24 protein-coding genes and 1 tRNA gene are annotated in these 25,677 nt (G+C 71.9%); 11 read left to right on the top strand and 14 right to left on the bottom strand.

All coding sequences use genetic code 11. The annotated features are described in order from the left end of the window. The first annotated feature begins 129 nt into the window (after window positions 1–129). The gene (locus AQJ46_RS38425) at window positions 130–954 is read left to right on the top strand and encodes a maleate cis-trans isomerase family protein (RefSeq protein ID WP_059209990.1); all 825 of its coding nucleotides are present in this window, start codon (window positions 130–132) and stop codon (window positions 952–954) included. Beyond that, window positions 951–1,682 carry a maleate cis-trans isomerase family protein gene (locus AQJ46_RS38420; protein WP_059209989.1) on the top strand — a complete coding sequence of 244 codons (732 nt, stop codon included), beginning with the start codon at window positions 951–953 and terminating at the stop codon, window positions 1,680–1,682. The genes AQJ46_RS38425 and AQJ46_RS38420 overlap by 4 nt, the downstream gene beginning before the upstream one ends. 19 nt (window positions 1,683–1,701) lie before the next feature. Here AQJ46_RS38420 and AQJ46_RS38415 read toward each other — a convergent pair whose 3' ends face one another. After that, window positions 1,702–2,235: a hypothetical protein gene (locus tag AQJ46_RS38415; protein ID WP_059210146.1), complete on the bottom strand. Its 534-nt coding sequence runs from the start codon at window positions 2,233–2,235 to the stop codon at window positions 1,702–1,704. A gap of 13 nt (window positions 2,236–2,248) precedes the next feature. Next, window positions 2,249–2,509: a hypothetical protein gene (locus tag AQJ46_RS38410; protein ID WP_059209988.1), complete on the bottom strand. Its 261-nt coding sequence runs from the start codon at window positions 2,507–2,509 to the stop codon at window positions 2,249–2,251. A 171-nt stretch (window positions 2,510–2,680) separates the two neighbouring features. Between AQJ46_RS38410 and AQJ46_RS38405 the strand changes: the two genes are divergently transcribed. Further along, window positions 2,681–3,793, top strand: a complete 1,113-nt coding sequence (locus AQJ46_RS38405; protein ID WP_059209987.1) for an LLM class flavin-dependent oxidoreductase — start codon at window positions 2,681–2,683, stop codon at window positions 3,791–3,793. Here AQJ46_RS38405 and AQJ46_RS38400 read toward each other — a convergent pair. Next, entirely contained in the window at window positions 3,790–5,604 is a 1,815-nt protein-coding gene (locus AQJ46_RS38400; protein ID WP_059209986.1) for a putative bifunctional diguanylate cyclase/phosphodiesterase, read from the bottom strand. The genes AQJ46_RS38405 and AQJ46_RS38400 overlap by 4 nt on opposite strands. A gap of 315 nt (window positions 5,605–5,919) precedes the next feature. Here AQJ46_RS38400 and AQJ46_RS38395 point away from each other — a divergent pair, with 315 nt between their 5' ends. Continuing rightward, window positions 5,920–7,173 carry a M6 family metalloprotease domain-containing protein gene (locus AQJ46_RS38395; RefSeq protein WP_059209985.1) on the top strand — a complete coding sequence of 418 codons (1,254 nt, stop codon included), beginning with the start codon at window positions 5,920–5,922 and terminating at the stop codon, window positions 7,171–7,173. A gap of 266 nt (window positions 7,174–7,439) precedes the next feature. On the opposite strand, the gene AQJ46_RS38390 is transcribed toward AQJ46_RS38395, so the two are convergent. The 7 genes from AQJ46_RS38390 to AQJ46_RS38360 all read right to left on the bottom strand — a co-directional run bounded on the left by AQJ46_RS38390 (window position 7,440) and on the right by AQJ46_RS38360 (window position 13,808). Beyond that, a tRNA-Lys gene (locus AQJ46_RS38390) sits at window positions 7,440–7,513 on the bottom strand. Next, entirely contained in the window at window positions 7,504–8,094 is a 591-nt protein-coding gene (locus AQJ46_RS38385) for a bifunctional DNA primase/polymerase (RefSeq protein ID WP_059209984.1), read from the bottom strand. Before AQJ46_RS38385 ends, AQJ46_RS38390 begins: the two co-directional genes overlap by 10 nt. A gap of 119 nt (window positions 8,095–8,213) precedes the next feature. After that, the gene (locus tag AQJ46_RS38380; RefSeq protein WP_059209983.1) at window positions 8,214–8,582 is read right to left on the bottom strand and encodes a hypothetical protein; all 369 of its coding nucleotides are present in this window, start codon (window positions 8,580–8,582) and stop codon (window positions 8,214–8,216) included. 137 nt (window positions 8,583–8,719) lie between these two features. Further along, on the bottom strand, window positions 8,720–10,057 hold the full coding sequence (locus AQJ46_RS38375) for an AAA domain-containing protein (protein ID WP_059209982.1): 1,338 nt from the start codon (window positions 10,055–10,057) through the stop codon (window positions 8,720–8,722). Then, window positions 10,054–11,646, bottom strand: coding sequence for a hypothetical protein (locus AQJ46_RS38370; protein WP_059209981.1), 1,593 nt, complete (start codon window positions 11,644–11,646; stop codon window positions 10,054–10,056). Before AQJ46_RS38370 ends, AQJ46_RS38375 begins: the two co-directional genes overlap by 4 nt. A 97-nt stretch (window positions 11,647–11,743) precedes the next feature. Next, complete coding sequence (locus AQJ46_RS38365) at window positions 11,744–12,958, bottom strand: hypothetical protein (RefSeq protein ID WP_079072605.1); 1,215 nt, start codon at window positions 12,956–12,958, stop codon at window positions 11,744–11,746. Further along, window positions 12,855–13,808 carry a phosphatase PAP2 family protein gene (locus AQJ46_RS38360; protein ID WP_059209979.1) on the bottom strand — a complete coding sequence of 318 codons (954 nt, stop codon included), beginning with the start codon at window positions 13,806–13,808 and terminating at the stop codon, window positions 12,855–12,857. Before AQJ46_RS38360 ends, AQJ46_RS38365 begins: the two co-directional genes overlap by 104 nt. Window positions 13,809–14,017: 209 nt before the next feature. Between AQJ46_RS38360 and AQJ46_RS38355 the strand changes: the two genes are divergently transcribed. Beyond that, on the top strand, window positions 14,018–14,614 hold the full coding sequence (locus tag AQJ46_RS38355) for a histidine phosphatase family protein (protein ID WP_059209978.1): 597 nt from the start codon (window positions 14,018–14,020) through the stop codon (window positions 14,612–14,614). Window positions 14,615–14,697: 83 nt separating this feature from the next. Here the strand turns inward: AQJ46_RS38355 and AQJ46_RS38350 are convergent, their stop codons facing one another. Next, window positions 14,698–16,104 carry a tetratricopeptide repeat protein gene (locus tag AQJ46_RS38350; protein ID WP_059209977.1) on the bottom strand — a complete coding sequence of 469 codons (1,407 nt, stop codon included), beginning with the start codon at window positions 16,102–16,104 and terminating at the stop codon, window positions 14,698–14,700. 264 nt (window positions 16,105–16,368) lie between these two features. Between AQJ46_RS38350 and AQJ46_RS38345 the strand changes: the two genes are divergently transcribed. Both AQJ46_RS38345 and AQJ46_RS38340 read left to right on the top strand, forming a co-directional pair. Next, on the top strand, window positions 16,369–16,749 hold the full coding sequence (locus AQJ46_RS38345) for a hypothetical protein (RefSeq protein ID WP_079072615.1): 381 nt from the start codon (window positions 16,369–16,371) through the stop codon (window positions 16,747–16,749). A gap of 69 nt (window positions 16,750–16,818) precedes the next feature. After that, window positions 16,819–17,670: a spermidine synthase gene (locus AQJ46_RS38340; RefSeq protein WP_059209975.1), complete on the top strand. Its 852-nt coding sequence runs from the start codon at window positions 16,819–16,821 to the stop codon at window positions 17,668–17,670. 66 nt (window positions 17,671–17,736) lie between these two features. Here the strand turns inward: AQJ46_RS38340 and AQJ46_RS38335 are convergent, their stop codons facing one another. The 3 genes from AQJ46_RS38335 to AQJ46_RS38325 all read right to left on the bottom strand — a co-directional run bounded on the left by AQJ46_RS38335 (window position 17,737) and on the right by AQJ46_RS38325 (window position 20,494). Further along, the gene (locus AQJ46_RS38335) at window positions 17,737–18,345 is read right to left on the bottom strand and encodes an acyl-CoA-like ligand-binding transcription factor (RefSeq protein ID WP_059209974.1); all 609 of its coding nucleotides are present in this window, start codon (window positions 18,343–18,345) and stop codon (window positions 17,737–17,739) included. Beyond that, window positions 18,342–19,889, bottom strand: a complete 1,548-nt coding sequence (locus tag AQJ46_RS38330; RefSeq protein WP_059209973.1) for an MFS transporter — start codon at window positions 19,887–19,889, stop codon at window positions 18,342–18,344. Before AQJ46_RS38330 ends, AQJ46_RS38335 begins: the two co-directional genes overlap by 4 nt. Before the next feature lie 104 nt (window positions 19,890–19,993). Continuing rightward, complete coding sequence (locus AQJ46_RS38325; RefSeq protein WP_059209972.1) at window positions 19,994–20,494, bottom strand: hypothetical protein; 501 nt, start codon at window positions 20,492–20,494, stop codon at window positions 19,994–19,996. A 98-nt stretch (window positions 20,495–20,592) separates the two neighbouring features. Here AQJ46_RS38325 and AQJ46_RS38320 point away from each other — a divergent pair, with 98 nt between their 5' ends. The 4 genes from AQJ46_RS38320 to AQJ46_RS38305 form a co-directional block, all read left to right on the top strand. Beyond that, window positions 20,593–21,297: a response regulator transcription factor gene (locus tag AQJ46_RS38320; RefSeq protein WP_059209971.1), complete on the top strand. Its 705-nt coding sequence runs from the start codon at window positions 20,593–20,595 to the stop codon at window positions 21,295–21,297. Continuing rightward, complete coding sequence (locus tag AQJ46_RS38315) at window positions 21,294–22,703, top strand: sensor histidine kinase (RefSeq protein ID WP_059209970.1); 1,410 nt, start codon at window positions 21,294–21,296, stop codon at window positions 22,701–22,703. Before AQJ46_RS38320 ends, AQJ46_RS38315 begins: the two co-directional genes overlap by 4 nt. A 74-nt stretch (window positions 22,704–22,777) precedes the next feature. Beyond that, complete coding sequence (locus AQJ46_RS38310; RefSeq protein ID WP_059209969.1) at window positions 22,778–24,178, top strand: glycoside hydrolase family 18 protein; 1,401 nt, start codon at window positions 22,778–22,780, stop codon at window positions 24,176–24,178. Between the two features lie 200 nt (window positions 24,179–24,378). After that, window positions 24,379–25,677 (top strand): ABC transporter substrate-binding protein (locus AQJ46_RS38305; protein WP_059209968.1); only part of this gene is annotated, 1,299 nt, incomplete at its 3' end.

Below are 25,677 nucleotides of genomic sequence, written 5' to 3'. Positions count from 1 at the left end.
GACACCGGTGTGACGTGAGCGTGACATGGGCGGATTGACCACGCTCGCACCCGAACCTACCTTCGTCAACACGGGCGTTGTGCACGTACCGCTGTCCCCCCGTCTCTCACCGTGAGGCCGGTCTCTGCCATGGACGTTTCCTTTCTAGGTGGTCCGCGCCCCCAGCGCGGTGTCGGTGTCGTCGCCCCCTTCGACTTCGCGCTGGATCGCGAGCTGTGGCGGTGGGTCCCCGACGAGATCTCGCTCCATCTGACCCGCACCCCGTACGTCCCCGTCGAGGTCAGTCTCGACCTGGCCCGTCTGGTCAGCGAGCACGAGACCCTGCACGAGGCGGTGCGCACGCTCAACGCCATCGCCCCCGAGGTCGTCGCCTACGCCTGCACCTCCGGCAGCTTCGTCGGCGGAATCGCCGGGGAACGCGCCATGTGCGCGGCCATGACCAGGGCGGGCGCGGTCCCGTCCCTGACCACGTCCGGCGCCCTCCTGGACGCCCTCGCCGAACTCGACGTCCGCCGGGTGGCGCTGGTGACGCCGTACACGGTGTCGGTGACCAGGTCGCTGGAGGAGTACGTCGCCGAGGCGGGCGTCTCGGTCACCGGATGCGCCTACATGGGCCTGACCCGGCACATCTGGAAGGTGCCCTACCGCCAGGTCTCCGAGATGGCCCACAAGGCCGTACGGGGCGACGCGCAGGCCCTGTTCATCAGCTGCACCAACCTGCCCACGTACGACGTCATCCCGCAACTGGAAGCGGAACTGCGCATACCGGTGATCTCGGCCAACCAGGTGACGATGTGGGCCGCGCTGCGCCGACTGGGTACCCGAGCCGTGGGACCGTACCAGGCGCTGATCGATCCGGCGGCGAGGTACGGCCCCGTGCGCCCGGAGATTCCGGGACTGCCGGAAGTCCGGGGCCTGCCGGACGAAGAGCAGCAGCAGGAAGGCTGGACATGACCGCTCTCGGATTCCTCTACCCGGGCCACTCCGCCGAGGACGACTATCCACGCATCGAACAGCTCCTGGGCAGCGACATCCGCCTGGACGTCGTCCACACCGACATCGGCACCGACGCGCACCGCGTGGACGCCCTCCTGGAGATGGGCTCGGCCGAACGGCTCGCCGCCGGTGTCGAGGAACTGCGCATGTCGGGCGCCGAGTCCGTCGTCTGGGCCTGCACCAGCGGCAGTTTCGTCTACGGCTGGGAGGGTGCCCACGAGCAGGTGCGCACCCTCGCCCGCGCGGCCGGCATGGCCGCGTCCTCGACGTCGTTCGCCTTCGTGCACGCGGCCCAGGAGATCGGGGCCGAGCGGGTGGCGGTCGCGGCGACCTACCCGGACGACGTGGCCGGCCTGTTCGCGGAGTTCCTGCGGGCGGGCGGAGTCGAGGTCCTCCAGGTCCGCGGCGCCGGGATCATCACCGCCGCGGAGGTCGGCACCTGGGGCGAGGAGGAGGTCTTCGCGCTGGCCCGGGAGGCCGACTCGCCGGACGCCGAGGCGGTGCTCCTCCCGGACACCGCCCTCCACACGGCCACGCACATCCCGGCCCTGGAGAAGGAGCTCGGCAAGCCGGTCCTCACCGCGAACCAGGTCACGGTCTGGGAGGCGCTGCGGCTGACGGACCGCCGGGTGAACGCTCCGGCCATGGGGGCGCTGTTCACCAGGGAGCCGATCGTCCAGGTGTGAGACGCGCCTGTTCACGGGCTCACCGCCGACGGTCCTGGGCGGCCTCGGCGGTGAGTTCCGTGTGCATGGCGCGCAGTCGCCGGTGCTGACGGTTTCCGTACAGGACGAGCCAGCCCAGGAAGACCCCGGCGAACAGGCCCATGCCGAGGGTCTGCGGCAGGCTCGCGGTCAGGGCCGTCAGCACCACGACCGCGCAGAACAGGACGGCGAGGAAGACCTGGGCCGCGACCCGGTGGCGGGACCGGTGCAGACGCTGTTCGACCAGGTCGCGCACGACCTGCCGCTCCTGCGGCGCCGTGGGGACCTCGCCCCGGCGAAGCTTCCGGTCGAGCGACACGAGGCTGTCCACGGAGCCTCCGGCGGCCTGCTTCTCCCGGCGCCGCACGGCGAGCATGACGCCGACCCCGCCGACCGAGGCGAACACCACGTACAGCGGGACCGAGGCGATCGAGCGATCCGGGGACAGCAGCAGCACCACGGCGCACGCGACCAGGAGGGACAGGGCGGCCTGGACCCACAGGTGCTTGCCGAGAAAGGAGTTGACGCGTTCCACGGCCTGCCTCCCGTCACATCCGGTCGCGGCGGCGGACGGCACGCAACCGCATCGTCAGGCCGATGGCCAGCAGTACCAGGGCCACGGCGCAGTAGGCCCACGAGCCGGTGCCGCGCACGGCGTCGGCGGCGGCCAGGACCACCCACAGGGCGGCGACGACACTCAGCGCGGTCCACGCGATGTCGGCGATACGGATGGACAACTGGGCGCGCTGTCTGGTGCCGGGTTCGAGCGGTCCGAGTTCCGACGGCCGCGACCGGTTCTCTCGCGTCATGGCGATCCCTCCGGATTGTGGATTTGTGCGCTTTGAGTACCCGGGGGCCGGTGCGGCAAGCCGTCGACGCAGGTCGGGATGCGGAAGCCGGTGCTCCAGGAATCCTCGATCCGCCCCGGGGAATAAACGGAGACACTCTCCTGTTACTTCGTGACTGACAGCGCACGGCTCATGAGCAGGAGGCACCCCACCGTGGCGGAAGACGAGATCCGAGGTACCGCACAGGGCACCGCCCCCGTACCTCTCTCGGTACTGGACCTGGTCACCGTCGGCGCCGGACGCACGGCCGGCGACGCCCTGCGCACCAGCGTCGCCATCGCCAGGCTCACCGAGTCCCGCGGCTTCCACCGCTACTGGATCGCCGAGCACCACTCCATGCCGGGCGTGGCGTCCTCGTCCCCCGCGGTGATCCTCGCCCACCTCGCCGCCCACACCACCCGCATCCGGCTCGGCTCGGGCGGCGTCATGCTCCCCAATCACGCCCCGCTGGTGATCGCGGAGCAGTTCGGCACGCTGGAGGCGATGGCCCCCGGACGGATCGACCTGGGCCTCGGCCGGGCGCCCGGCACGGACGGCGCCACCGCGGCCGCCCTGCGCCGCAGTGACCGGCTGAACGAAGGCGCCGACGACTTCCCCCAGCAGCTCGCCGAGCTCACCCGCTTCCTGGACGACGACTTCCCCGACGGCCACCCCTACCGCCGTATCCACGCCGTACCCGGTCCCGTCCAGGCGACCTCACCCGGTGGCGTCCAGTCCCCGCACCGCCCGCCGCTCTGGCTGCTCGGCTCCTCCGGCTTCAGCGCCCAGCTGGCCGGCTCCCTGGGCCTGCCCTTCGCCTTCGCGCACCACTTCTCGGCGCAGAACACCGTCCCGGCCCTGGACCTGTACCGCGAGTCCTTCCGGCCCTCCGCGGTCCTCGACGAGCCGTACGCCCTCATCGGCGTCTCCGCCCTCGCCACCGACGACGAGCGGGAGGCCCGCCGCCAGGTCCGCGCCGCCGCGCTCAGCATGATCCGGCTGCGCACCGGCCGTCCCGGCCTGGTCCCCACCCCCGAGGAGGCGGAGGCCCACGAATTCAGCCCGATGGAGGAGGAGTTCGCCAACTCCTGGAACGCCAACGTCATCCACGGCACCGCCGACGAGGTCCGCTCCGGCCTCGACGACCTCCACAAGCGCACCGGCGCCGACGAGTTGATGCTCACGGGCAACGCGCACAGCGGTGACGCACGCCTGCGCTCCTACGAACTCGTCGCGGACGCCTACGGACTGCCCACGACCCGCTAGGCCTTCACGCCCATCAGCCCGGAGATGCGATCCGGCGACACCGGCCGCGAGTACAGCCAGCCCTGGCCGGTGTCGCAGCCGATCCGGCGTAGGCGGCTGGCCTGGGCCGAGGTCTCGACGCACTCCGCGGTGACGGTGAGGCCGAGGCGGTGGGCGAGCTGGATCATCGCCTCGACGACGACCTCGTCGGCCGGGTTCGGGGGGACGCCCTCGCCCTCGTACTGGAAGCCGCGCACGAAGGAGCCGTCCAGCTTCAGGACGGAGACCGGCAGGCGGCTGAGGTAGGCGAGGTTCGAGTAGCCCGTGCCGAAGTCGTCGATCGCGATGCCGACGCCCATGTCGCTCAGCGCCTGGAGGGCCTGCAGCGGGCGGCCCGCCGAGCCCATCACCGCGGACTCGGTGAGTTCGAGCTGGAGGAGATGGGGTGCCAGGCCGGTCTCCGCGAGGGTCTTCGCCACGTCCGCGACCAGGTCGGAGTCCCACACCTGACGGACCGCCACGTTGACGCTGACGAAGATCGGCGGCTCGTCGGGGTGGTCGAGCTGCCACTGACGGGCCTGGCGGCACGCGGTGTCGAGGATCCAGCGGCCGAGCGGGACGATCGATCCGTCCTCCTCGGCCAGTGCGATGAACCGATTCGGCGTCAGCATCCCGAACTGCGGGTGGTTCCAGCGCACCAGCGCCTCCACCCCGCGCAGCCGGCCGTCCTCCATGCCCACCAGCGGCTGGTACTCCAGCTGGAACTCGCCGCGCTCGATGGCCGGGCGGAGCGTGGAGGCAAGGGCCTGGCGGGTCATGCGGTGGGCGTTGCGCTCGGGGTCGAAGAGCGTCCAGCGGTCCCGGCCGTCCGCCTTGGCCCAGTACAGCGTGGTGTCGGCGGCCTGCATCAGACCCGTCGCCGAGGTGCCCTCCGCCTGCCGCTCGACGACCCCGATCGACGCCGACACCGACATCCGGTTGCCGGAGACGTCGAAGGGCGCCTGGACGGCCTTCAGCAAGGACTCGGCGAGGTCGGCGAGCTGTTCGGTGCCCGTGGAGTCCTCGACGAGCAGCGCGAACTCGTCACCGCCCAGCCTCGCCACCAGGGGAGCGGTCGCCCGCCCGTGGCCGGCCTCGTCCGCGCAGCGCGTGAGCCGCTCGGCGACGGCGGCCAGCAGCCGGTCGCCGACCCGGTGGCCGAGGGTGTCGTTGACGGCCTGGAACCCGTCGAGGTCCAGGTAGCACAGCCCGATCCGGCCCGTGCCGCCCTGCTCGTACGACTCCGGCTCCAGCGCGGCCGTCAGCCGTTCGAAGAACAGCGTGCGGTTGGGCAGCCGCGTCACCGGGTCGTGCATCTGCAAGTGCCGCAGCCGGGCCTGGAGTTCACGGCGGGCGGTGATGTCGGCGACGGACAGCAGGACGCCGGGGGATTCCTGGGGGCCTTCGGCCAGCGGGGTGATCGTGATCTGCGCCCACATCGAGTGCCCGTCGGGATGCTTGAGCCGCCGCTTGAAGCGCAATTTCGACTGCCGGCCGCGCAGCACCTCGCGGTAGGAGTGCCAGGTGCGGGCGTCCGAGGCCAGATCCACCAGGTCGGCGGCCTGGGCCCCGGCCAGCTCCTCCGGTACGGCGCCGAGCAGCTCGCCGAAGGCGGGGTTGGCGTCGACGACCGTGCCCTCGCGGTCCACCACGGCCATGGCCAGGGGCGCCGCCGCGAACGCGGCACGGTGCGTCGGGGGCTCCGTACGAGCAGGTGTCGTGATGTCACTCTCTGTTACGGCCGACCCGTCGAGGTCTGCCGCGGGCGCCGGCCCTTCGGACGTTCCGTTCACCGCTCGCTCCCGCAGTGCACTCGATCGCTGTCCGCGCAGGAAAGTGTGCCGATCATAGAGGCTGCCCCCGGGCCCTTCCAGCCATTGCCCAGTCTGGAGGACCGGCAACCCCTTCTGGCAGATCGTTTCTGCCCGCAGCTGGACGGGTTCTTGGGGCCCGGGACCGGTTGTGACGTTCCGTGAGTGATTCGGGGGTGTCGGCCGGCCCGTCAGGTCACGCCGCCTCACTCATCCGGTGCAGATAAACAGGGCGTACCACCACAAAACAACACAGGCTGGGTGCGGTATCCCGTGAAACCGCTCCCGGAGGTCCCGTTGCCGCGCCCGTTTCCGCGCACACCCCCGCGCCCCCGACTGCGCAGCACCGCCGCCGTGTTCACCACCATGGCGGCCCTCGCCTCCACCTCCCTCGTCACCGGCCCCTCGGCAGCCGAACCCTTCTCGTCGGCGCCCTGCACCCTGGAGCGCACCGAGGCCCACCACTCGGAGGGCCTCGACACCTGGAACGCCGCCTATCCTCGCCCGGCCCGCGCCCTCGACGCGGTCATGGTCTTCCTGTCCTTCCCGGACGCCCGGCCGATGACCGCCCCCGCCCAGCTGGCCGCCGATCACTTCCCGGCCACCACCCGCTTCTTCCAGCACGCCTCCTACGGCCGCTTCACCCTGCGCCCGCACCCGCTGCGGCACTGGATCCGGATGCCACGCCCGTCGACGGCCTACGCCATACAGCGCGACTGGAGCGCCGCGGACCGGGGGGCCTATCTGCGCGACGCGCTCGCCGCGGCCGACGGGCAGGTCGACTTCTCGCGCTACGACGTCGTCTACTTCGTCGCCGACCCGGACGCGCCCGGCGTCGACTCGGACGCCACGAAGGTCGTCAACCTGGACGTACCGCTGCGCGCCGACGGCACGGACATCCGCCGGGTGGTCACCGTCTTCGAGAAGCACCCGCCGGACCGGCTGGTGCTGGCCCATGAGACGGGCCACGTGTTCGACCTGCCGGACCTCTACCACCGGCCGATGGACGGCAAGGGCGACTGGGACACCTATGTCGGCGACTGGGACCTGATGGGCAGCCAGTTCGGGCTCGCCCCCGATCTTTTCGCCTGGCACAAGTGGAAGCTGGGCTGGCTGGAGCGGCGGCAGGTGACGTGCGTACGGGGGCCGAAACCGACGCGGCTGACGCTGGAGCCGCTGGGGTCCGGCCCCGGCAACGCCGGGATCTTCGGGCCCGGTCACGGCACCAAGCTCGCGGTCGTGCGCACCGGGGCGGACAGCGCGCTCGCCTTCGAGGGGCGCGCGGCGACGGGCGACGACGAGGCGGCCTGCCGGCAGGGCGTGCTGATCTACCGCGTCCACAGCGGCGCCGCGTCCGGCGGCGGCCCGATCCAGGTGATCGACGCCCACCCCCGTACCGAGGCCTGCTGGGAGAACTCCGTCTACCCACCCCTCGCGGACGCCCCCGTCGACACCGGCGAGACCTTCACGGTCCCGGGCGAGCACGTACGCGTAAAGGTGACCGGGCGAACGGCCTCGGGGGCGTGGAACGTGGAGATCGCGGTCGGGTGACGTCCCGGCCGACGGCTCGGTGAGGGAGGGCGTGTGGGTGGCGGAGCCCCCACAGCGCGCGGCGCAGCCGCGCAGAAACGACGATGGCGAGGCCGGTTCGCGCTTTCCGCGAACACGCCTCGCCATCGACAACGTGCGCCGCCAGGGTCGAACCCCGGACCCGCTGATGCTGCGTCTTCCGGGGGGCGACCCCCGGACCCCCGGCGGCCTTGCAGTGCCGTCACGGATGAAGGCCCCCCGCAGTCGCGAGAGGCCTTCACTGTCTGTGCGCCGCCAGGGACTCGAACCCCGGACCCGCTGATTAAGAGTCAGCTGCTCTAACCAACTGAGCTAGCGGCGCCTGCTGACGTCGTAGACCTTAGCATCCTGATCGGCGGGGGGAAAAATCGATATCCGCACGGCGGCGCGAGCCGCGCGTACCGCCGCCCAGAGCAGGATTTCCGGGCCCGGCAGCCACGGGTGGCGGGTGTCGGGGGCGACCAGCCAGCGGGAGGCCGGCGCGGATTTCGGGGCGCTCAGCGGGGCCGGGACGGTGACCGCGTCGCCGATGCCGTGGCACAGCAGCGGCGGGATCGCGGCCGTACGGCCGATCTCCTCCCACCGCAGCAGCGACGGCAGCCGCTGAGCCGTGCCGGGCGCCGCGAACAGCAGCATCCGGGCCCGGAGCATCGCCACCGGCCCCGAGCCCGGCCCCTCCTCCCAGAGTCGGTCCAGCATCCGGCGCCCGAAGATCGCGGGGGCGCTGACCACGTCGAAGGCGGTGCCGCAGGGCAGTACGACCGGGGCCGCGGGGCGCTCCTCCCAGAGCGCCAGGGTGCTGCGCGGGTACGTTCCCGCCGAGGCGAGCCAGGCGGCTCCGTCCGCGGTGACGTCCGAGACGTCGAAGCGTGTGTCGGAGAGCGGTTCGTCGCGAGTGCTCATGTCGCCTACATCTACCGGGCGTGAGCAGGACGTTCCACAGAGTTGCGGGAAATCGGGACAGGAGGGGCCGAGGAGGGGTATCTTGCCCGCCTGGCATATGCCAGGGATCGTTTACGGGCTCACACGGGGTCGGCGTGCCCCGCTCCGCCCTCCGCGCCACCCAGCAGATCCCGGCCGAACTCGACCATCTTCTTGGCGTAGTCCTCGGTCCACTCGGCGCGCTCGGCGATGTCGGCCGTCGTGAGCCGGTCGAAGCGCCTGGGGTCGGCCAGCTGGGCCGCCGCCATCGCCTGGAACTCCACGGCACGGTCCGCCGCCGCACGGAAGGCCTGCGCCAGCTCGGTGGACCGGCTCAGCAGCGCGCGCGGATCGTCCATCGACTCGAGGTCGAAGAAGTGCTCCGGGTCGTCGGCCACCTGTGCGGGCTCGAACAGCAGGGGCGCGGGGCGCAGCCGCGGTTCGTTCCGACGCGGCGTGGGCTCCGCCATGTCTTCATCCTCCTCGTACGTCGTCCGTACCGACGGCCCATCTGTGCATGGGCCACCGTCCATTGTCCCGCGCCCATGCAAGAGGGCGGGGGCGCCTGCGGCGGTACCAAGGTCTACGGCCCGCGCGATGTTCCCGCTCACGGCCGCCACGCCACCCGGTGCTCCGCCAGCCGTGCCAGTACCGCGTGGTTGGCCTCCCAGCCGTCCGGAAACTTCACCAGGGTCCCCAGCTGGACCGGTTCCGTCGACGGGTAGTCGTCCAGCAGCTCGCTCACGCCCGCGCGGCACACCACGACGCACGCGTGGCGGTGCCGGGAGGCCAGAACGCACAGGCGGCCCGTCTCCAGGTGGAAGGCGGTGGCGTCGGGGCGGCCGGAGAGGGGATGGAGGACGACCGTGACGTCGTACTCGCGGCCCTGGAGCCGGTTCGCGGTGTCGACGGTGACGTCCATGACGCCGAGGTCGGCGAGCGCTGCACGGACGGCCGCCGCCTGGTCGCGGTGGGCCGTGCCCACGGCGATGCGGTCGGCGGTGAGCGGCGCGGGGTCCGGTGAGCGTTCCGACGTGGCCGCCCCGCCCCGGTCCAGCAGCCGCCGTACGACGGTCGCGACGGCCCGTACCGCTTCGGGGTCCGTGCGCGGAGTGTGCCGCGCGGGCAGCTCCAGCAGGCCCCAGCCGGACTCCGCCGCCGCGTCGATCACCCGGTCGGGGCCCGAGCCGTCCGAGGGGACGCCGAAGGTGAGCCGGCGGTCGCCGTGGTCCGTGCCGCTGCGGAAGGGCGTGTACGGGTAGAAGGCGTCCGAGACCAGGGGCGCGGCCGAGGCGGGCAGCCGCCAGGACACCGGCAGGCGGTGCTGGGGCAGCTCCGGGTTGTGGGCCAGCAGGGTCGTCACCGCCGAGGCCGAGGGGTCGTACGACAGCCCCGCCCACTGCTCGCTGCCCACGATCGCGAACGGGTCCAGCTGCCCGGGGTCGCCCACGAACAGCGCCCGCTCGAACAGCCCCGCCACCGCCAGCAGCGCGTCCGAGCGCATCTGGTACGCCTCGTCCACGATCGCGTGCGCCCACGGCTCGTCGACCTTCACATGCCCCCACTTGGCGGCCGTGGAGATCACCACGGGCAGCCCGGTCAGATCACCCGCCTTCGCCGACTTCCGTACGTTCGCCAGCGCGTCCAGCGCCTTGTCGTACGGGTCGGCGTCACTGCTGTGCAGCCGCCCGACCGGCAGTTCGGGGTTCTTCTCGGCGAGCCGCAGGACCAGGTCGTCCACCTGGGCGTTCGTCTGCGCCACGACCATCAGCGAGCGCCCCGCGTCGGCCAGTTCCAGCGCGGCACGCACGACGAGGGTGGACTTGCCCGCGCCGGGCGGGGAGTCGACGACGACACCGCGGTGGGTGCCGTGCAGGGTGTCGTGGAGGATCGCGTCGGTGGCCCGCGCGGCTTCGGCACCGGGGTCGAAGGTCCGGGTGGTCACAGGACGTCCTCGGGGGTCAGGGGATCGGCGGTCTCCTGCACGGCCTCACCGGGCGGCCCGCCGTGCGTCCACGGGGTGTCCTCCGGGTCGGGCAGCTTCGCGCCGCCGCGCTGCTCGTGCTCGAAGAGCGTGAAGCACACCCGGTCGCCCTTCTCGGGCACGGACCCGGTCTCGGGCTCCTTGCCGCGGCCCATCTTGTCGAGGATCTTGAGGACGACGAGGGCGCCCTCCTCCTCGTACCCCACGAACTCGGCCGACTGCGGCTTCCCGCCCAGCGCGCGGTATCCCTTGGCCCGCTCGCCCAGATGCGGCCGGTCGTCGGTCCGTACGGTCACCAGCGGGCGCGGGCTCGGCCGCTTTCCCTCGCTGTAGGTCATCACGACGTCCGTGACCTCCCCGGCGAACGCCTCCCCGGCCAGCCGCCGCCCGGCCATGACCAGTGGGTCGTCGAGCGCCTCCTGTGCCTCCAGACGGGCCTGTTCGCGCTCGCGCGCGGCGAGCTTGTTGGCGGCGGTGACCGCGTCGTCGCGGCGCGGCTGCGGGGGCTCGCCCGCCACGACCCGGTCGCGGTGGCTCGTGAACGACCAGCGGTCGCGCGTCCACCGCTCCTCGGCGTGCGCCCCTTCGGGCAGCGTCCGCAGCAGGTCGATGCCCCGCCACACCGCGTCCCAGGTCGGCCGGGTACGACTGGCGACCAGGGCGCGGATCTCCTGCTCGGCGGCGGTGAGCGCGCCGAGCCGGTCGTCGGCCTCCAGGCCGTCCTCGGCGGCGGCGAGGGCGGTGCGCGCGCGGTCGTAGCGCAGGAGGGCCGGGGCGAGCAGCTTGTTGTCGAACGCCGGGTCGGTGGCGGGCCCCGCGGGCGGGTGCAGCAGCTGGCCGTGGGCGTCCCGGGCGAGCTCGGCCTCCAACGCGGCGTCGGCGCCCGAGCGGCCTTGCGGAGGGTCGATCCACGCGAGCAGCGCGCCCAGGTGCTGGTCCTCCAGCGTGGACTGGCCGGTGGACCAGTGCCGGCCCAGTACGTCCGTCATCGCCAGCAGCAGCGAGGAGCCCGGCACCCGGGCCCGCTCCCCGAAGTGGGTCAGCCACCGGCCCAGCAACGGCACCCGGGGCGGGGCCGGATACGGGGTCTCCGGGTCCTGCTCCGCCGTACGCCGGAAACGCATGGAGCGCCCGAGCAGCCGTACGAAATCGACACCCGCGCGGCTCGGCAGGATCAGCTGCGGGGCGTCCGCGCACAGTTCGACCTCGACCTTGACCCGCTTGCCGGTCTCCGGATCGGTCTCATTGCGCTCGGCGGCCTCCACCGATTCGGCGTATCCGTCGACGTACGGCAGCACGATGTCCGCCAGCTCGGCCAGGAACGCGAACCTGAGGTCCCGGTCCCGCGGCTGCGGTACGACCAGGAGGTGCGGGGCGTCCCGGTCGGTGCCCACGAGCGCGCCCAGCGGGGCACCGGCCTCGCCCGCGGTGGTGAGCGGGACCAGGACGAGGGGGTGGTCGGAGAGGTGCCGGTGCAGGACGGTCGCGGCGGGCTGGGCGCGGCCGGTGCGAACGGCTTCCAGCCGGGCCAGCGTCGTGATCAGTGACACGGGGCCTCCACTGACTGGGGGCGGGGGGCCGGGGACATGCCCGGAGGGGGCGTGGCGGGGTGGGGCGGCGCCGGAAAGCCCGGGCGCGGGATCGTCGTCACCACGCGGCACCTCCCGCGGCCGTGCCCGGCGCCGACGCCGGTCCGATGCCCTCCAGCGCTTCGGCGCGCAGCCGCGCGGCTCTCCGCAGGGCGGCCACGGCCGGATCGTCCGGATCGCCGGCCTCACCGCGGGCCGCGGCCAGGACCTCCTCGACCGTTGTCAGTCCGCCCAGTTCCGCGCGTACCGAGCGGCCCAGGGAGGTCACCGCGCCGGCCGCGCGGGAGCGGTCCCGGCAGTGGAAGGCCAGTTCGCACGCGGACAGGCACTCGGGGGCGTAGGTCGCCGGGACCGACTCGACCGCCGCGGTCAGTTCGGCGGCGGGCTGGTCGGGAGCGAAGCAGGTGCCGTCGGGCAGGGCGTCGGCGATGTCCTGGATGCGGGTGAGACGGGCCAGCTGGCGGGCGGTGACCGCACGCTGCTTGCGGATGTCGACGGCCGAGGCGGTGGGCAGGTTGGAGAAGTCCTTGGGGCAGACCAGCAGGACCCGGTGGCGGACCTTCGGAGCCGGTTCCAGACGGGCCGCGACCGCCTCCAGCGCCAGGACGTACACCGCGGCCTGGCGGGCGGCCGCGCCCACCTTCGACGGGTCCGCCGAACCGTCCAGCATCGGGAAGGACTTGATCTCCACGACTGTCCAGCTGCCGTCCGGGTGCACGACCACCGCGTCCGGCTCCAGGAAGGCGGGGGAGCCGGCGACGTCCAGCGCGAGCATCGGGTGGTCGAGCAGCGTCCACGTGCCCGCTGCCTCCGTGGCTTCGCGCAGGGCCAGTGCCGTACGCGCGGTACGGCCCTCGGGGCCGATCGCGGTGAGGTCGGGGACCCGGGCGTCGGCGGGGGGCTGCGCGGTGCGGTCCAGCCGCTCGTGCACCAGCCGCAGCAGCTCCGCGCCGCCGTCCGCCTTGACCTTCGCCTCGAAGGCGTTGCCCCGCGTCAGGGCGAACTGCGACTGCCCGAACGCGGACGGCGCACCCAGCGCGCTCGCCACCGCCGTCTTGTTCACCCCGGCGCCGTCGAGGATCGCGCGCCGCTTGCACCCGGGGTTGGCGGCGAGGGCCGCGAGGGCGCGCGCGTCCAGTGCCTTGGCCGGTACCTCGGGCCCGCGCAGCTCAGCGAGCCGCTGCCGGAGCGCCGTCCCCCGCGTCCGCGGGAGAGGTACTCGGCTCGGCTCCGCTTCCGAAGAGTGACTCGCGCTGCCGTGGAATGTGCTCACCCGCGGAAGTCTGGCATCCGTCACTGACAATTGAGGGCTCTGCGTCCTGCGGGACGGCGGTGACGGGAGTTATCCGGGCCCGGATACCCGCCGTGGCCCGCTCCGCGGCCCGTGAGACGTACGGGGCGAGCAGGAACCCGACACCCATCACGGCCGCGCCCGCGACCGCGTCGAGGAAGTAGTGGTTCGCGGTGCCCATGACCACGATCGTGGTGATCAGCGGGTAGGCGACGGCCGCGACCTTCGTCGTACGCGTCCTGCCGTAGCGCCACAGCATCACTCCGCACCACAGCGCCCAGCCGACGTGCAGGCTCGGCATGGCCGCGTACTGGTTCGTCATGCCGCCCATACCCCGTGGGGCGCTCGCCTCGCCGCCCCACCAGCCGTACGAGCTGTACTGGGCCATCGTGTCGACGAAGCCATGGCTCGCGGAGAGGAGGCGGGGCGGGCAGGTCGGCAGCAGGGTGAAGCCGATCAGACCCATGAACGTGGACGTCATCAGCCAGGTGCGGGCCGCGCGGTAGTGCAGGGCACGGGAGCGGAAGAGCCAGACCAGGATGGCCGGCGTGACCAGGTAGTGCAGCGAGGCGTACCAGAAGTCGGCCGGTACACCGATCCAGGTCTGGCTGGTGAACAGCCGGTTGAGCGGGTGCTCGGCGTTGAGGTACAGGACCTTCTCGACCTTGAGGATCGCCAGGCCGTGGTCCACGGCGCCCGTGACATCGCCCCTGGCGAGGAGCCGGCCGGCGCTGTAGCAGGCGTACACCAACAGGATCAGGGGCAGCTCGGTCCACCAGCGCAGCCGCGTGTCCGGGACTGCCTCGGTGCCTGGTGTCTCGGTCAGCGGCATCCGATCCTGTCCCCCTTCGTTTCGCGCGGCGTCCGGCGGTCCTTGTCCGGTCGTGCCACTTTACGGCGTATGTGCGGGCCCATGTGGAGTGCCCCCACGCAGCGCCTTCGGCCCTCAAAGACGCTGAGATCGCCCGTCGGGTTGCCCCTGCACAGCGTGCGCGATGATGGAGGGGTTCCGCCTCCGCTTTCCTCCGGAAAGGTCTCTTCATGGCTCCGCGCATCCTGCTGGCCCGGCACGGACAGACCGAGTGGTCGCTGTCCGGCAAGCACACCGGCAGGACCGACGTGCCGCTCCTGGAGGAGGGCCGGCGGGGCGCCAAGCTGCTCGGCGAGCGGCTGCACCGGGCTCCCCACGACGGTCTCCGCGGGGCGGAGATACGCACGAGCCCACTGGCACGCGCGCGGGAGACCTGTGAACTCGCCGGGTTCGCGGAGCGGGCGTCCACCTGGGACACGCTCATGGAGTGGGACTACGGCGCGTACGAGGGCATGACCCCGGACGAGATCCAGGCCGTCCGGCCGGGGTGGCTGATCTGGCGGGACGGGGTGCCGGACGGGGAGTCCCTGGCGGAGGTCACCTCCCGCGCGGACGAGGTCGTCGCCTGGGCACGTTCCGCCGACCGGGATGTGCTGGTGTTCGCCCACGGGCACATTCTGCGGTCCATCGGGGCGCGGTGGCTGGGGTTGCCGATCGACTTCGCGGCGCGGGTGCGGCTGAATCCGACGTCCCTTTCGGTGCTGGGCTGGGCTTATGACGAACCGGCGATCGAGAGCTGGAACGACTTGGGGCATCTGGGTTCGTAGTCGGGTGGCGGTCGGTGGGGGCTGGTCGCGCAGTTCCCCGCGCCAAAAACAGGCGGGTCCCAGCCAGGCAGGCCGTCACCCGCTCACGCAGTCCTCGGCGTCGACGCGTGGCGTTCCAGGAAGGCCGACACCCCCGCCGCCCTCCGATGCGGCAGCAACACCCTCGCCGTTCCCGCCAGCATCGTCTGGATCCGGGACGACTGGACCTCGCCCAACAGCTCCAGGACCCGCAGCCCCGCCGCCGCGCTCTCGTCGGGGTGGCCGCCGCGGGCCAGGTCGTCGGCCAGTTCGGCGGTGTACAGCGCGATGTTGCGGGTGAAGTGCGGATCCTGGAGATCGGCCGCCCGGCGCGCGTGCCGGGCGGCCCGGCGCCAGTCGCCCAGCGTCGACCAGCACTGTGCCTCCAGACCCTCCAGCTCGGCCTCGCCGTAGAAACTCATCCACTCGGGGTCGGCGTCCGAGAGACCTCGTTCGAAGAAGGCCTGCGCGCGGGCGAGCGCCTGCTCGCACCCCGTGCGGTCGGCGAGCCCCGCCCAGCCGCCCGCCTCGCGCAGCGCTAGCAGCGACATCAGCCGGGGCGAGCCCAGGGGCCGGGCCACCCGCTGCGCGGCCTGCGCGGCCCGCACCGCCTCACGCGGCCGTCCCGCGTCGCGCGCGAGGAAGGCCGTGTTGCAGAAGGCGTGCGCCTCCAGGGCGTCGTCACCGGTCACCCGGGCGGTCGCGAGCGCCTCCGCGTAGTGCGAGCGGGCGTCGTCGAAGCGTCCCGAGTCATGCGCCAGCCAGCCCACCGAGATGGCGAGTTCGCCCGCGCCCGAGTGCAGCCGGTCTGCGGTCGTCTGCCGGGTCGCGCCGACGTCCAGCAGCGCATAGGCGGCGCGCAGGGGAGCCGCCGCGCGCCGGTACAGGCCGTCCGCCCCGTGCCGGTCGTCGAGCAACCGGATCCTGCGCACGGCCTCTTCCAGGGCGCCCGCCTCGCCCGTCCCGGCGCGGCGGACCGGCCGTCCGGCGGCCGTGGCGTCGACGGCGAGCCCGAGGGGGCCCAGTGAGGCGGCGGCCACCGTGGCGCCTCCGCCGGTCATGAATGCGCGACGCAGCACGTCGCTCTCCTCGTAGTTGTCGTACGTCTCGTCAGGGTCTTGCGTGTCTTGCGTGTCATACGGTTCGTACGTCCCCTCTGTCTCACTCGCCGGACGTGCCCGGCGTCCGCGCACGGAGGCGCGGGGGGCGAAGCCCAGGTCGGTGAGCGTGCGACCGGGGAACATGTGCAGGAACACCCGTTCGTACGCGTAGTTGGGGCAGCGGATCTCGCCCGCCTCGACGCGGCCCACATAGCGCGCGTCGCAGCTGACCCGCTCGCCGATCTCGCGCGCGGCCCGCCGCACCGCCGCGGCGAACTCGGCCGGCGAGCGCTGTCCGCGCAGGCGCCGGAACGCGAGGTTCGGCTGCGGTGGGTTGGGGGGCTGGGACGAGGTCACCATTGACGACGTCATGGCCGGGTCCTCTCGTGCGAACCGTCGAACCATGCCGGGGGTGGGCGAGTTGACTGGTTTGTCAGTGTGGCGCCCTGTTTCCGGCGGGCAAGAACGTACCTGCTGTGTCCGGGTCGTCATGCGGGGTTTGGCTACAAACCGGATATCTCATCCGGGATCTGCCATGAACTGCCATCCTTTGCGGCGGACTTCTGCCGTAGCCGTTGACGCGGGCGCGCGTTGAAATCCTCGGAGTCGGACGAGGGTTCCTTGATGGAGGCCGCGATGGAGTTCAGCCAGAGCGTCGATCCTTGTACGCCGGTGTCCTGTGACGTGGTCACGGTGCCGACGCGACACGGCCTGGAGGCCGTCGACATCCTGCGGCGGGGGGTGGGGGACGGGGTCGGGCCGGTGCTGCACGACGACGGTGGCCAGACGTTGGGGTTCCTGGTCCCGCCGGGGACCGCGGCAGCCTGGGACGTGCCGGGGAGCACGTGCACGGAGACGGACGGCCGGGGTCTGCGGCTGGCCCCGGAGCCTCCGGTGGCGGGATCGGACTGGCTGCTGCCACCGGGAGACGCCGACCTGGCGACGGACCCGGCGGTGCTGCGGGAGGCACTGGGCGAGGCGGCGAGACTGATCGAGGCCGCGGACAACTGCCGGTGAGTTCGCCGGCCTGAGGGGGCCCACCGGCCCGCAGACGCGTGACCACGCGCTGCTGCGGATAATGGTGGAGTGGGAAAGTCCAGAAGGTCCGCCGAAGCCGTTGTAGAACCCGTGGACGGCGGCCTCGCCGAGCTCATCCCCGACCGCGAGCGCACACACGCGTGGACGCTGCTCATCGACGGCGCCCCGCAGTCCCACGTCGACCTGGACGACCCGACCCATCTCTCCTTCGAGTACCAGCGCCGCCTCGGCCACGTCATCGACCTCGTCGCGCCCCCCGGCAAGCCCGTGCACGCCGTGCACCTCGGCGGCGGCGCCTTCACCCTCGCCCGGTATCTCGCCGCCACCCGCCCCCGCTCCACCCAGCAGGTCGTCGAGCGGGATGCCGCTCTGGTCCAACTGGTCCGACAGAAGCTCCCGTTGCAGCAGAACGCGCGGATACGGGTGCGGTCCGTCGACGCGCGCGAGGGCCTCGCCAAAGTGCCCGACGGGTGGGCGGACCTCGTGATCGCCGATGTGTTCAGCGGAGCCAGGACCCCGGCACATCTCACCTCCACCGAGTTCCTCGACGAGGTCCGCCGGAGCCTCAAGCCGGGCGGGTACTACGCCGCCAACCTCGCCGACGGACCGCCGCTGGCCCATCTGCGCGGCCAGATCGCCACCGCCGCCGCCCGCTTCCCCGAACTCGCCCTCGTGGCCGACCCGACGGTCCTGCGCGGCAAACGCTTCGGCAACGCCGTCCTGGTCGCCTCCGACACCCCCCTGCCGCTCGCGGAACTGACCCGCCGCGCCGCGGGAGATCCCCATCCGGGCCGGGTCGAACACGGAAGGGCGCTCACCGACTTCACCGGCGGGTCCGTACCGGTGACGGACTCGGCGGCGGTGGCCTCCCCGGCCCCGCCGGCCTCGGTGTTCCGGTAGCCCTGACCCCTCACGAAGTCGGTCCCTTCACAGGGCTTGTCTCTTCACAAGGGCCACCTGCTCTCCTCAGAAGGGCAACCCGCGTGCCAGCAGCGGCAGATGGCGTGCGTACAGTTCCGCCAGGTCTTCCTGGCCGGCGCCCTCCACCCAGTACCGTACGAGCGTGGTGAACACGGCGATGATCGCCGCGGCCGCGCACCTGATCTCCAGGTCGGCCGGGTCCCGGCCGGTGCGCTCCGCGATGACCTCGGCCATGGCCCGTTCGCTGCGGTCCTGTTCGGCCACGTTGTGGGCCCGCAGCGCCGGGTCCTCGAAGGTGAGCCGGGTGCGCAGGAGCAGGTCCTCGCGGTCCTGTTGAAGCGTCGCGCCGAGCGAGCCCTTCAGGGTGCCCAGGATCGCCTCCAGGACGGGCTCGTCGGCGGGCCGGGACCGTAGCGCCTCGGTGAGAGCGGGGTCGTACTCGTCCTGGATGACCACGTCCTCCTTGGTCGGGAAGTACCGGAAGAACGTGCTCGACGAGACCTCCGCCGCGTCCGCGATCTGGTCGACCGTGGTCGCCTCGTACCCGTGCTCGGCGAACAGGCGGTAGGCCTCGCGCCGGATGCGCTCACGGGTCTGCTGCTTCTTGCGCTCCCGCAGGCCGAGGGGCGCGGCGGAGGTCTCGTGCGTCGTCATGCGACTGATTCTGCGTGCTCGGGGACGGACCCGGCCACCGTGCGGGAGCAGGTGGAGCGGCCGGGCAGGAAGCGCGCGGCCAGCACCGCGGCGAGCAGGGCGATCGCCCCGCAGGCCACCAGGACCAGGTTCATGCCGTGGACGAAGGCCCCGTGCGCGGAGGCCGTCAGGCCCGCGTCGTGCAGCTGGAGCGCCACCGCGTCGGCGCCGGAGACCGAGTCGCGGGCCGCGTCCGTCGCCCCCCTCGGCAGGCTGCCGGTGTCGAGCCGGGCCAGGTAGCCGTAGCCGAGCAGGCTGCCCAGGCCGGCGACGCCGAGGACCGAGCCGAGCTGCTGGACGGTCTCCAGGAGGCTGGTGCCGGAGCCGGTGTGGTCGGTGGGCAGGGCGCCCATCACCAGGCTGGTCGCGGGCACCACGGCGAGTCCGAAGCCGAGGCCGGTGAGGGAGAGCCACAGGGCGGTGAAGCCGTAGCCGTCGGCAGCGTCCGTGGTGGCGCCGAGCAGGGCCCCGGCCGAGAGCAGGGCCAGGCCGAAGGGGACGACCGTACGGACGCCGAGCCGCGGGACCACCGACTCGCTCAGGGTGGCCGCCGCCATCAGCCCGCCGATCAGGGGCAGGACGCGCAGGCCGGTGCCGAGGGCGTCGTTGCCGAGGACGGCCTGGAGGTACTGCGGGAGGACGAACAGGATGCCCATCACGGCGAAGTTGACGAACACGGCGATCAGTGTGCCCCACAGGAAGCGGCGGTCGGTGAACAGCTTCAGGTCGACGATCGGGCGGGCGGTGCGGCGCTCGTGCAGGACGAACGCGGGCAGCAGGGCGGCCGCGGCGGCGAGCGAGGCGAGGACGGACGGGCTCGTCCAGCCGTCCTGGGGGATCAGGATGGTGCCGTAGACGAGGGCGACGACGCCGAGGCCGCCGAGGACGGTGCCAAGCAGGTCGAACGGGGCGGTACGCGCGTGCCGTTCGTCGCGCGGCAGCAGCCACAGGCCGGCGAACAGGGCGAGCGCGGCGACGGGCAGGTTGAAGAGGAACACTGAGCCCCACCAGAAGTGGTCGAGCAGCCAGCCTCCCGCGACGGGGCCGACGGGCATGCCCAGCGCGGTGGCGGCGGTCCAGACGGCGACGGCCTTGGGCAGCTCCTCCTTGGCGAAGAGGCGCGGCAGGATCGCCATGGACAGTGGCATGATCGCGGCGGCGCCGAGACCGAGGACGGCCCGGGCCGCGATGACCTCAATGGGCGAGTCGGCCAGCGCTCCGCCGAGCGAGGCGACGGCGAACAGGCCGATGCCGCTCAGCAGGAGCCGTTTGTGGCCGTACCGGTCGCCGAGCAGCCCGACCGGGAGCATCGCCACGGACAGGGCGAGCAGATAGCCGCCGCCGATCCACTGCAACTGTGAGCTGTCGGCGGGGAGTTCGCCCGCCATGGTCGGCAGGGCGACGTTGATGACGGTGCCGTCCAGGCCGACGATCAGCACGCTCAGGGTGAGCGCGGCGAGGGCGAGCCAGCGGCGGGGTGACGAGGACAGCGCGAGCGCGGACATGTGGACCTCCCATATGGGGCAACCTGATGAAAGGCTACCCCCAAATGGGAGTGGACTGTCAATATGTAGTTGGCTCTCAGGTTTTCCGGCTGCCAAGGGCCGCCCTAGTAGGTCCCCACCTCCACCCGCGGCGGCCCGTCGTGCCAGGTGCAGAACACCGACACCCGGTCCGCGCCCGAGGAGAACTCCACCCGGATCCACGACTCCGTCTTCCACACCTGCATCGACCAGCCCGTGCCCGGCGTCGCGGACACCAGGGACGCCGACGTCTCGCCGAGGTCGAAGACCGCGCGGCCGCCGTCGGTGTCGTAGCTTCTGACCTGACCGGAAGCCGTGGGAGAAGGGCTCTTCGAGGGCGTCGGCCTCGCGGACGTGGCACTCGGCGCCGGTGCCGGGCTCTTCGACGGGGCCGGCCGCTTCGCCGGGCTCGGTGAGGCCAGCGGCTTCGACTCCTGTGTCGTCGCCTCGGCCGCCGTGATGGGCAGGGCGCGCGGCGGATCGTAGGCCGTGCCCGCCATGACCGTGTGGACGCCCCACCACGACAGCGTGACCGCCGCGCCCGTGGCGAGCGTCCAAGCCAGTACGTGTACGAGTCCTCTGCGCATCGCGGGCCATACTGCCTCAGGCACCTCACAGAGCGCACCCGGACTGAGTTGTCCACAGGCGCCGAAAGAGGTCCCCCGCATGGCGTACGGTGCCGCGCATGGCAAGTGTGCTCGTGGTCGAGGACGACCAGTTCGTTCGCTCGGCGCTCATCCGGCACCTGACCGACGCGGCACACACCGTGCGCAGTGTCGGCACGGCACTGGAGGCGCTGCGCGAGGTCGCCCATTTCCGTTTCGACGTGGTGATCCTGGACCTCGGACTGCCCGATCTGGACGGGTCCGAGGCCCTGAAGATGCTGCGCGGGATCACCGACGTCCCGGTCATCATCGCCACCGCGCGGGACGACGAGACGGAGGTCGTCCGCCTGCTGAACGCCGGGGCGGACGACTACCTCACCAAGCCCTTCTCGGTCGAGCACCTCTCCGCCCGCATGGCCGCCGTCCTACGGCGATCCCGTGCCGCCGGCGGTGACGGGCCGCCGGAGACCGTGCTGCGCGTCGGCGGCCTGAGCGTCGACCCGCTGCGCCGCCAGGCCGAGCTGGACGGCGTCCGACTCGACCTCACCCGCCGCGAGTTCGACCTGCTCGCCTTCCTGGCCGCCCGGCCCGGGGTGGTCGTGCCCCGCAAGGAACTCCTCGCGGAGGTCTGGCAGCAGTCCTACGGCGACGACCAGACGATCGACGTCCATCTGTCGTGGCTCAGGCGCAAGTTGGGGGAGACGGCCGCGCAGCCCCGCTATCTGCACACCCTGCGGGGCGTCGGCGTGAAGCTGGAACCACCGGGCGGGGGGCTGCCGCTGTGAGATGGGCCCTGGTCAAGGTCTGCCTGGCGGTCACCACCATGGTCGTGGTCGCCTTCGCCATCCCGCTCGGCCTCGTCATCAAGGAGATGGCCCGGGACCGCGCGTTCTCCAACGCCGAGCGGCAGGCCGCCGCCGTGGCTCCGGCGCTGTCCATCACCACCGACCGCGACCAGTTGGAGCGGGTCGTCGCCTCCGCGGGCTCGGACTCCGGGATGGCCGTCCACATACCGGCCGACGGCGACCGGAAGAGCGGTCAGAAGGCCGTCGACATCGGACGGCAGCGGGCCGCCGCCGCCGACATCGCGACCGTGCGGAAACTGGGCCGCGCCTCCACCACCGAGGTGCCCGGCGGCTCCACCCTGCTCCAGCCGGTCGCGCTCAGCTCCGGCGAGATAGCCGTCGTCGAGGTGTACGTCCCCGAGTCCGAGGTGAGCAACGGCGTCGCGACCGCCTGGGCGGTGCTCGCGGGCGTCGGCATGGCGCTCGTCGTCGGCTCGGTCGCGGTCGCCGACCGGCTCGGTGTCCGGATGGTGCAGCCCGCTCAGAAACTCGTCGAGGGCGCCCATGAACTGGGGGAGGGGAAGCTGGGGTCGAGGGTGCCGGAGGAGGGGCCGACCGAACTGCGGCTGGCGGCGGTCGCGTTCAACTCCATGGCCGACCAGGTCGTACAACTGCTGGCGAACGAACGGGAGCTGGCCGCCGATCTGTCCCACCGGCTGCGCACCCCGCTGACCGTGCTGCGGCTCAACGCGGCCTCGCTCGGGGACGGGCCCGCCGCGGAGCAGACCCGGGCCGCGGTCGCGCAGCTGGAGCGCGAGGTCGACACCATCATCCGTACCGCCCGGGAGGCCAAGCCGCAGACGGCGGCCGCCGGGCCCGGCGCGGGGTGCGACGCGGCCGAGGTGGTCCGGGAGCGGATGGGGTTCTGGTCCGCGCTCGCCGAGGACGAGGGCCGCAAGTGGCGGGTGGCCGGCACCGAGCGGCCGGTGCGCATACCCGTGGCCCGGGCGGATCTCGCCGCCGCGCTGGACGCCCTGCTCGGCAACGTCTTCCGGCACACCCCGGAGGGCACCGCCTTCGCGGTCGACGTGCACAACGGCGAGGACGCGGTGATCGTGCTCGTCTCCGACGCCGGGCCCGGCATCCGTGACCCCGAGGCCGCGATGGCGCGCGGGCGGGGATCGGGCAGCGCCGGGTCGACCGGGCTCGGGCTGGACATCGTGCGGCGGCTCGCCGAGTCGACCGGCGGGGACGTACGGATCGGGTCGTCGGTGCTGGGCGGCACCGAGGTGCGGATCTGGATCCAGGTGGACGGACGGGAACCGGTGCGCCGGGGACACCGGGTGCGTCGGCGCCGCACGGGCAGATTGGTCTCGACCTTTAACCGACCCCGATCCCTTCCTTAAGGGCGCCCTAAGATCCTCAACCCCCGTCCTGATCAGGTCATTTGCCCGATTCCGGCTCGCTAGCGTGCCGCGGCATGAGCATGCATCGACGCAAGGTGAGTGGCAGGAACAAGCTGATCGGCGGGGCGGTGGCCGCCGCCGTGGTCGGGGGTGGCGCGGTCCTCGTCACCGGTACCGCCCAGGCGGCCGGGGTCGGCGTCGCGTACAGCAGAACCAGTGACTGGTCGACGGGTTACTCCGCGCAGTACGTCGTCACCAACAACAGCGGTGCGGTGGACAAGGACTGGAAGCTGGAGTTCGACCTGCCGAGCGGATCCACGCTCGGTTCCCTGTGGAACGGGGAGTCCGGAGTGAGCGGGCGGCACGTCACCGTGAAGCCGCCCCGGTGGGACACCGACGGTCTGGCCGCCGGTGAGTCGGTCACGGTCGGGTTCGTGGTCAACGGCTCGGGCGACCCCACAGGCTGTCGCATGGACGACGCCGACTGCGCCACCGACGGCAACGACACCCCCACCCCCACACCCACCCCCACGCCCACCCCCACACCCACCCCCACGCCCACCTCCACCGCTTCCCCCTCGGTGAGCACCGGCTTCGCCCCCTACGTCGACACCTCCCTCTACCCCGCCTTCGACCTCGTCGCGAGTGCCGCGTCCACCGGCGTCAAGAACTACAACCTCGCCTTCGTCACCGACGGTGGCGGCTGCACCCCCAAGTGGGGCGGGGTCACCGACCTGGCGAGTGACGCCGTGGCCCAGCAGATCGGCGCGCTGCGGGCGAAGGGCGGGGACGTCCGGGTCTCCTTCGGCGGTGCCTCCGGCTCCGAGCTGGCCACGACCTGCTCCTCGGCGGACGCGCTGGCGGCGGCGTACGGGAAGGCCGTGGACGCGTACGGCCTCACCAAGGTCGACTTCGACGTGGAGGGCGGGGCGCTGCCGAACACGGCCGCGAACACCCGGCGGGCGCAGGCGATCGCGAAGCTCCAGTCGCAGCACCCCGGACTCGACGTCTCCTACACCCTCCCGGTCATGCCCGAGGGCCTCACCCAGGACGGCGTGGACCTGCTCGCGAACGCCAAGGCGAACGGCGTCGAGATCGACACCGTCAACATCATGGCGATGGACTACGGGCCCGCGTACAGCGGAGACATGGGCACCTACGCCGAGCAGGCCGCCACCGCCACCCAGGCACAGGTCAAGGGCGTTCTCGGGCTGTCCGAGAGCGCGGCCTGGAACGCGGTCGCCGTCACCCCGATGATCGGGGTCAACGACGTGGCCTCGGAGGTCTTCAAGGTCGACGACGCCTCCCAGCTCGTGACCTTCGCCAAGGCGAAGGGGCTGGGCGGACTGTCGATGTGGTCCGCCACCCGGGACAAGCAGTGCCCCGGGGGTGCGAAGCCCTCCGCCGACGCGACCTGCAGCTCGATCGTCCAGGACGCGTTCGCCTTCTCGAAGGCCTTCGCCGCCTACAACTGAGCCCGTCGCCGACGGGGCTCCTGTGTCACCGGTAGGCAGGGATGTCGGTCACGTTTCGACAAATCGGGCCGATAGCTATTGACGCATGACCTGACATAACGCTGTCATTGCGCCACCGTGTTCGGTCAAGTTGATTTCTGGTTGATTACGACCGGTCTCCAAACCCTCCATGATCGAACCCCTGCCTTCAGGAGCCGTACATGCGTGACCTCTCGTCTTCCCTCCCCTCGCCCAGCCGCCGCGGTCTGCTCAAGGGCATGGGCGGCGCCGCCCTGCTCGGGGCCGGCATACCCCTGCTGTCCGCCTGTGGCAGCAGCGACAGCTCGTCGGACTCCAAGACCGTCACGCTGGGGTCGAACCAGTCGGACGCCGTGCCGAAGAAGGCGTACGGGGAGATCTACACGGCGTTCACGAAGCAGTCGGGGCTCTCGGTCAAGGTCAACACGAAGGACCACAACACCTTCCAGGAGCAGATCAACTCCTACCTCCAGGGCACGCCCGACGACGTGTTCAACTGGTTCGCCGGGTACCGCATGCAGTTCTTCGCGGCCAAGGGGCTGGCCTCCCCGATCGACGACGTGTGGGAGAAGATCGGCGACAACTTCCCCGACGCCATGAAGAAGCTCAGCAAGGGCGCGGACGGCAAGTACTACTTCGTGCCGCTGGTCACCTACCCGTGGGCGATCTTCTACCGCAAGAGCGTCTTCAAGCAGTACGGCTACGAGGTCCCCACCACGTGGGACGCCTTCGTCGCCCTGTGCAAGCAGATGAAGAAGGACAACCTGGTCCCGATCGCGTTCGGCGACAAGGACGCCTGGCCGGCGATGGGCACCTTCGACCAGCTCAACTTCCGCACCAACGGCTACGACTTCCACGTCGACCTGATGGCGGGCAAGGCCTCCTGGACCGACGCCAAGGTCAAGACCGTCTTCGACCACTGGGCCGAGATACTGCCCTACCACCAGGACGGCTTCATGGGCCGCACCTGGCAGGACGCGGCGCAGACCCTGGTGGCCAAGAAGGCCGGCATGTACGTGCTGGGCACCTTCGTGGCGCAGCAGTTCACCAACAAGGCCGACCTGGACGACCTCGACTTCTTCGCCTTCCCGGAGATCAACTCCGCGTACGGGCAGGACACCGTCGAGGCGCCGGCCGACGGCTTCATGGTGAGCAAGTCGCCGAAGAACAAGGCGGGCGTCACCAAGCTCATGCAGTACCTGGGCACGCCGGAGGCCGAGCAGATCTACCTCAAGTCCGACACCAGTGTGGTGGCCGCCTCCAACAAGGCCGACACCTCCTCGTACACGCCGCTGCAGAAGAAGGCGTACGAGATGATCACCGGCGCCAAGAGCCTGACCCAGTTCATGGACCGTGACTCCCGTCCCGACTTCACCTCGACGGTCATGCAGCCCTCGCTGCAGAAGTTCCTGCAGAACCCCAAGGGCGTCGACAGTCTGCTGTCCTCGATCGAACGCCAGAAGAAGACGATCTTCGCGTCC

The sequence above is a fragment of the Streptomyces canus genome, from assembly GCF_001514145.1.
In the GTDB taxonomy this organism is placed as follows: Bacteria; Actinomycetota; Actinomycetes; order Streptomycetales; family Streptomycetaceae; genus Streptomyces; species Streptomyces canus.
The sequence above is the reverse complement of the archived record's forward strand: the minus strand, read 5'-3'. Positions and strand labels throughout refer to the sequence as shown.

Bases quoted from the DNA above. Each gene is read 5' to 3' on its own strand.
- AQJ46_RS38425 (WP_059209990.1), top strand. From the start codon at position 130: ATGGACGTTTCCTTTCTAGGTGGTCCGCGCCCCCAGCGCGGTGTCGGT.
- AQJ46_RS38420 (WP_059209989.1), top strand. From the start codon at position 951: ATGACCGCTCTCGGATTCCTCTACCCGGGCCACTCCGCCGAGGACGAC.
- AQJ46_RS38410 (WP_059209988.1), bottom strand. From the start codon at position 2,509: ATGACGCGAGAGAACCGGTCGCGGCCGTCGGAACTCGGACCGCTCGAA.
- AQJ46_RS38405 (WP_059209987.1), top strand. From the start codon at position 2,681: ATGAGCAGGAGGCACCCCACCGTGGCGGAAGACGAGATCCGAGGTACC.
- AQJ46_RS38385 (WP_059209984.1), bottom strand. From the start codon at position 8,094: ATGAGCACTCGCGACGAACCGCTCTCCGACACACGCTTCGACGTCTCG.
- AQJ46_RS38380 (WP_059209983.1), bottom strand. From the start codon at position 8,582: ATGGCGGAGCCCACGCCGCGTCGGAACGAACCGCGGCTGCGCCCCGCG.
- AQJ46_RS38360 (WP_059209979.1), bottom strand. From the start codon at position 13,808: ATGCCGCTGACCGAGACACCAGGCACCGAGGCAGTCCCGGACACGCGG.
- AQJ46_RS38355 (WP_059209978.1), top strand. From the start codon at position 14,018: ATGGCTCCGCGCATCCTGCTGGCCCGGCACGGACAGACCGAGTGGTCG.
- AQJ46_RS38350 (WP_059209977.1), bottom strand. From the start codon at position 16,104: ATGACGTCGTCAATGGTGACCTCGTCCCAGCCCCCCAACCCACCGCAG.
- AQJ46_RS38345 (WP_079072615.1), top strand. From the start codon at position 16,369: ATGGAGTTCAGCCAGAGCGTCGATCCTTGTACGCCGGTGTCCTGTGAC.
- AQJ46_RS38335 (WP_059209974.1), bottom strand. From the start codon at position 18,345: ATGACGACGCACGAGACCTCCGCCGCGCCCCTCGGCCTGCGGGAGCGC.
- AQJ46_RS38330 (WP_059209973.1), bottom strand. From the start codon at position 19,889: ATGTCCGCGCTCGCGCTGTCCTCGTCACCCCGCCGCTGGCTCGCCCTC.
- AQJ46_RS38325 (WP_059209972.1), bottom strand. From the start codon at position 20,494: ATGCGCAGAGGACTCGTACACGTACTGGCTTGGACGCTCGCCACGGGC.
- AQJ46_RS38320 (WP_059209971.1), top strand. From the start codon at position 20,593: ATGGCAAGTGTGCTCGTGGTCGAGGACGACCAGTTCGTTCGCTCGGCG.
- AQJ46_RS38310 (WP_059209969.1), top strand. From the start codon at position 22,778: ATGAGCATGCATCGACGCAAGGTGAGTGGCAGGAACAAGCTGATCGGC.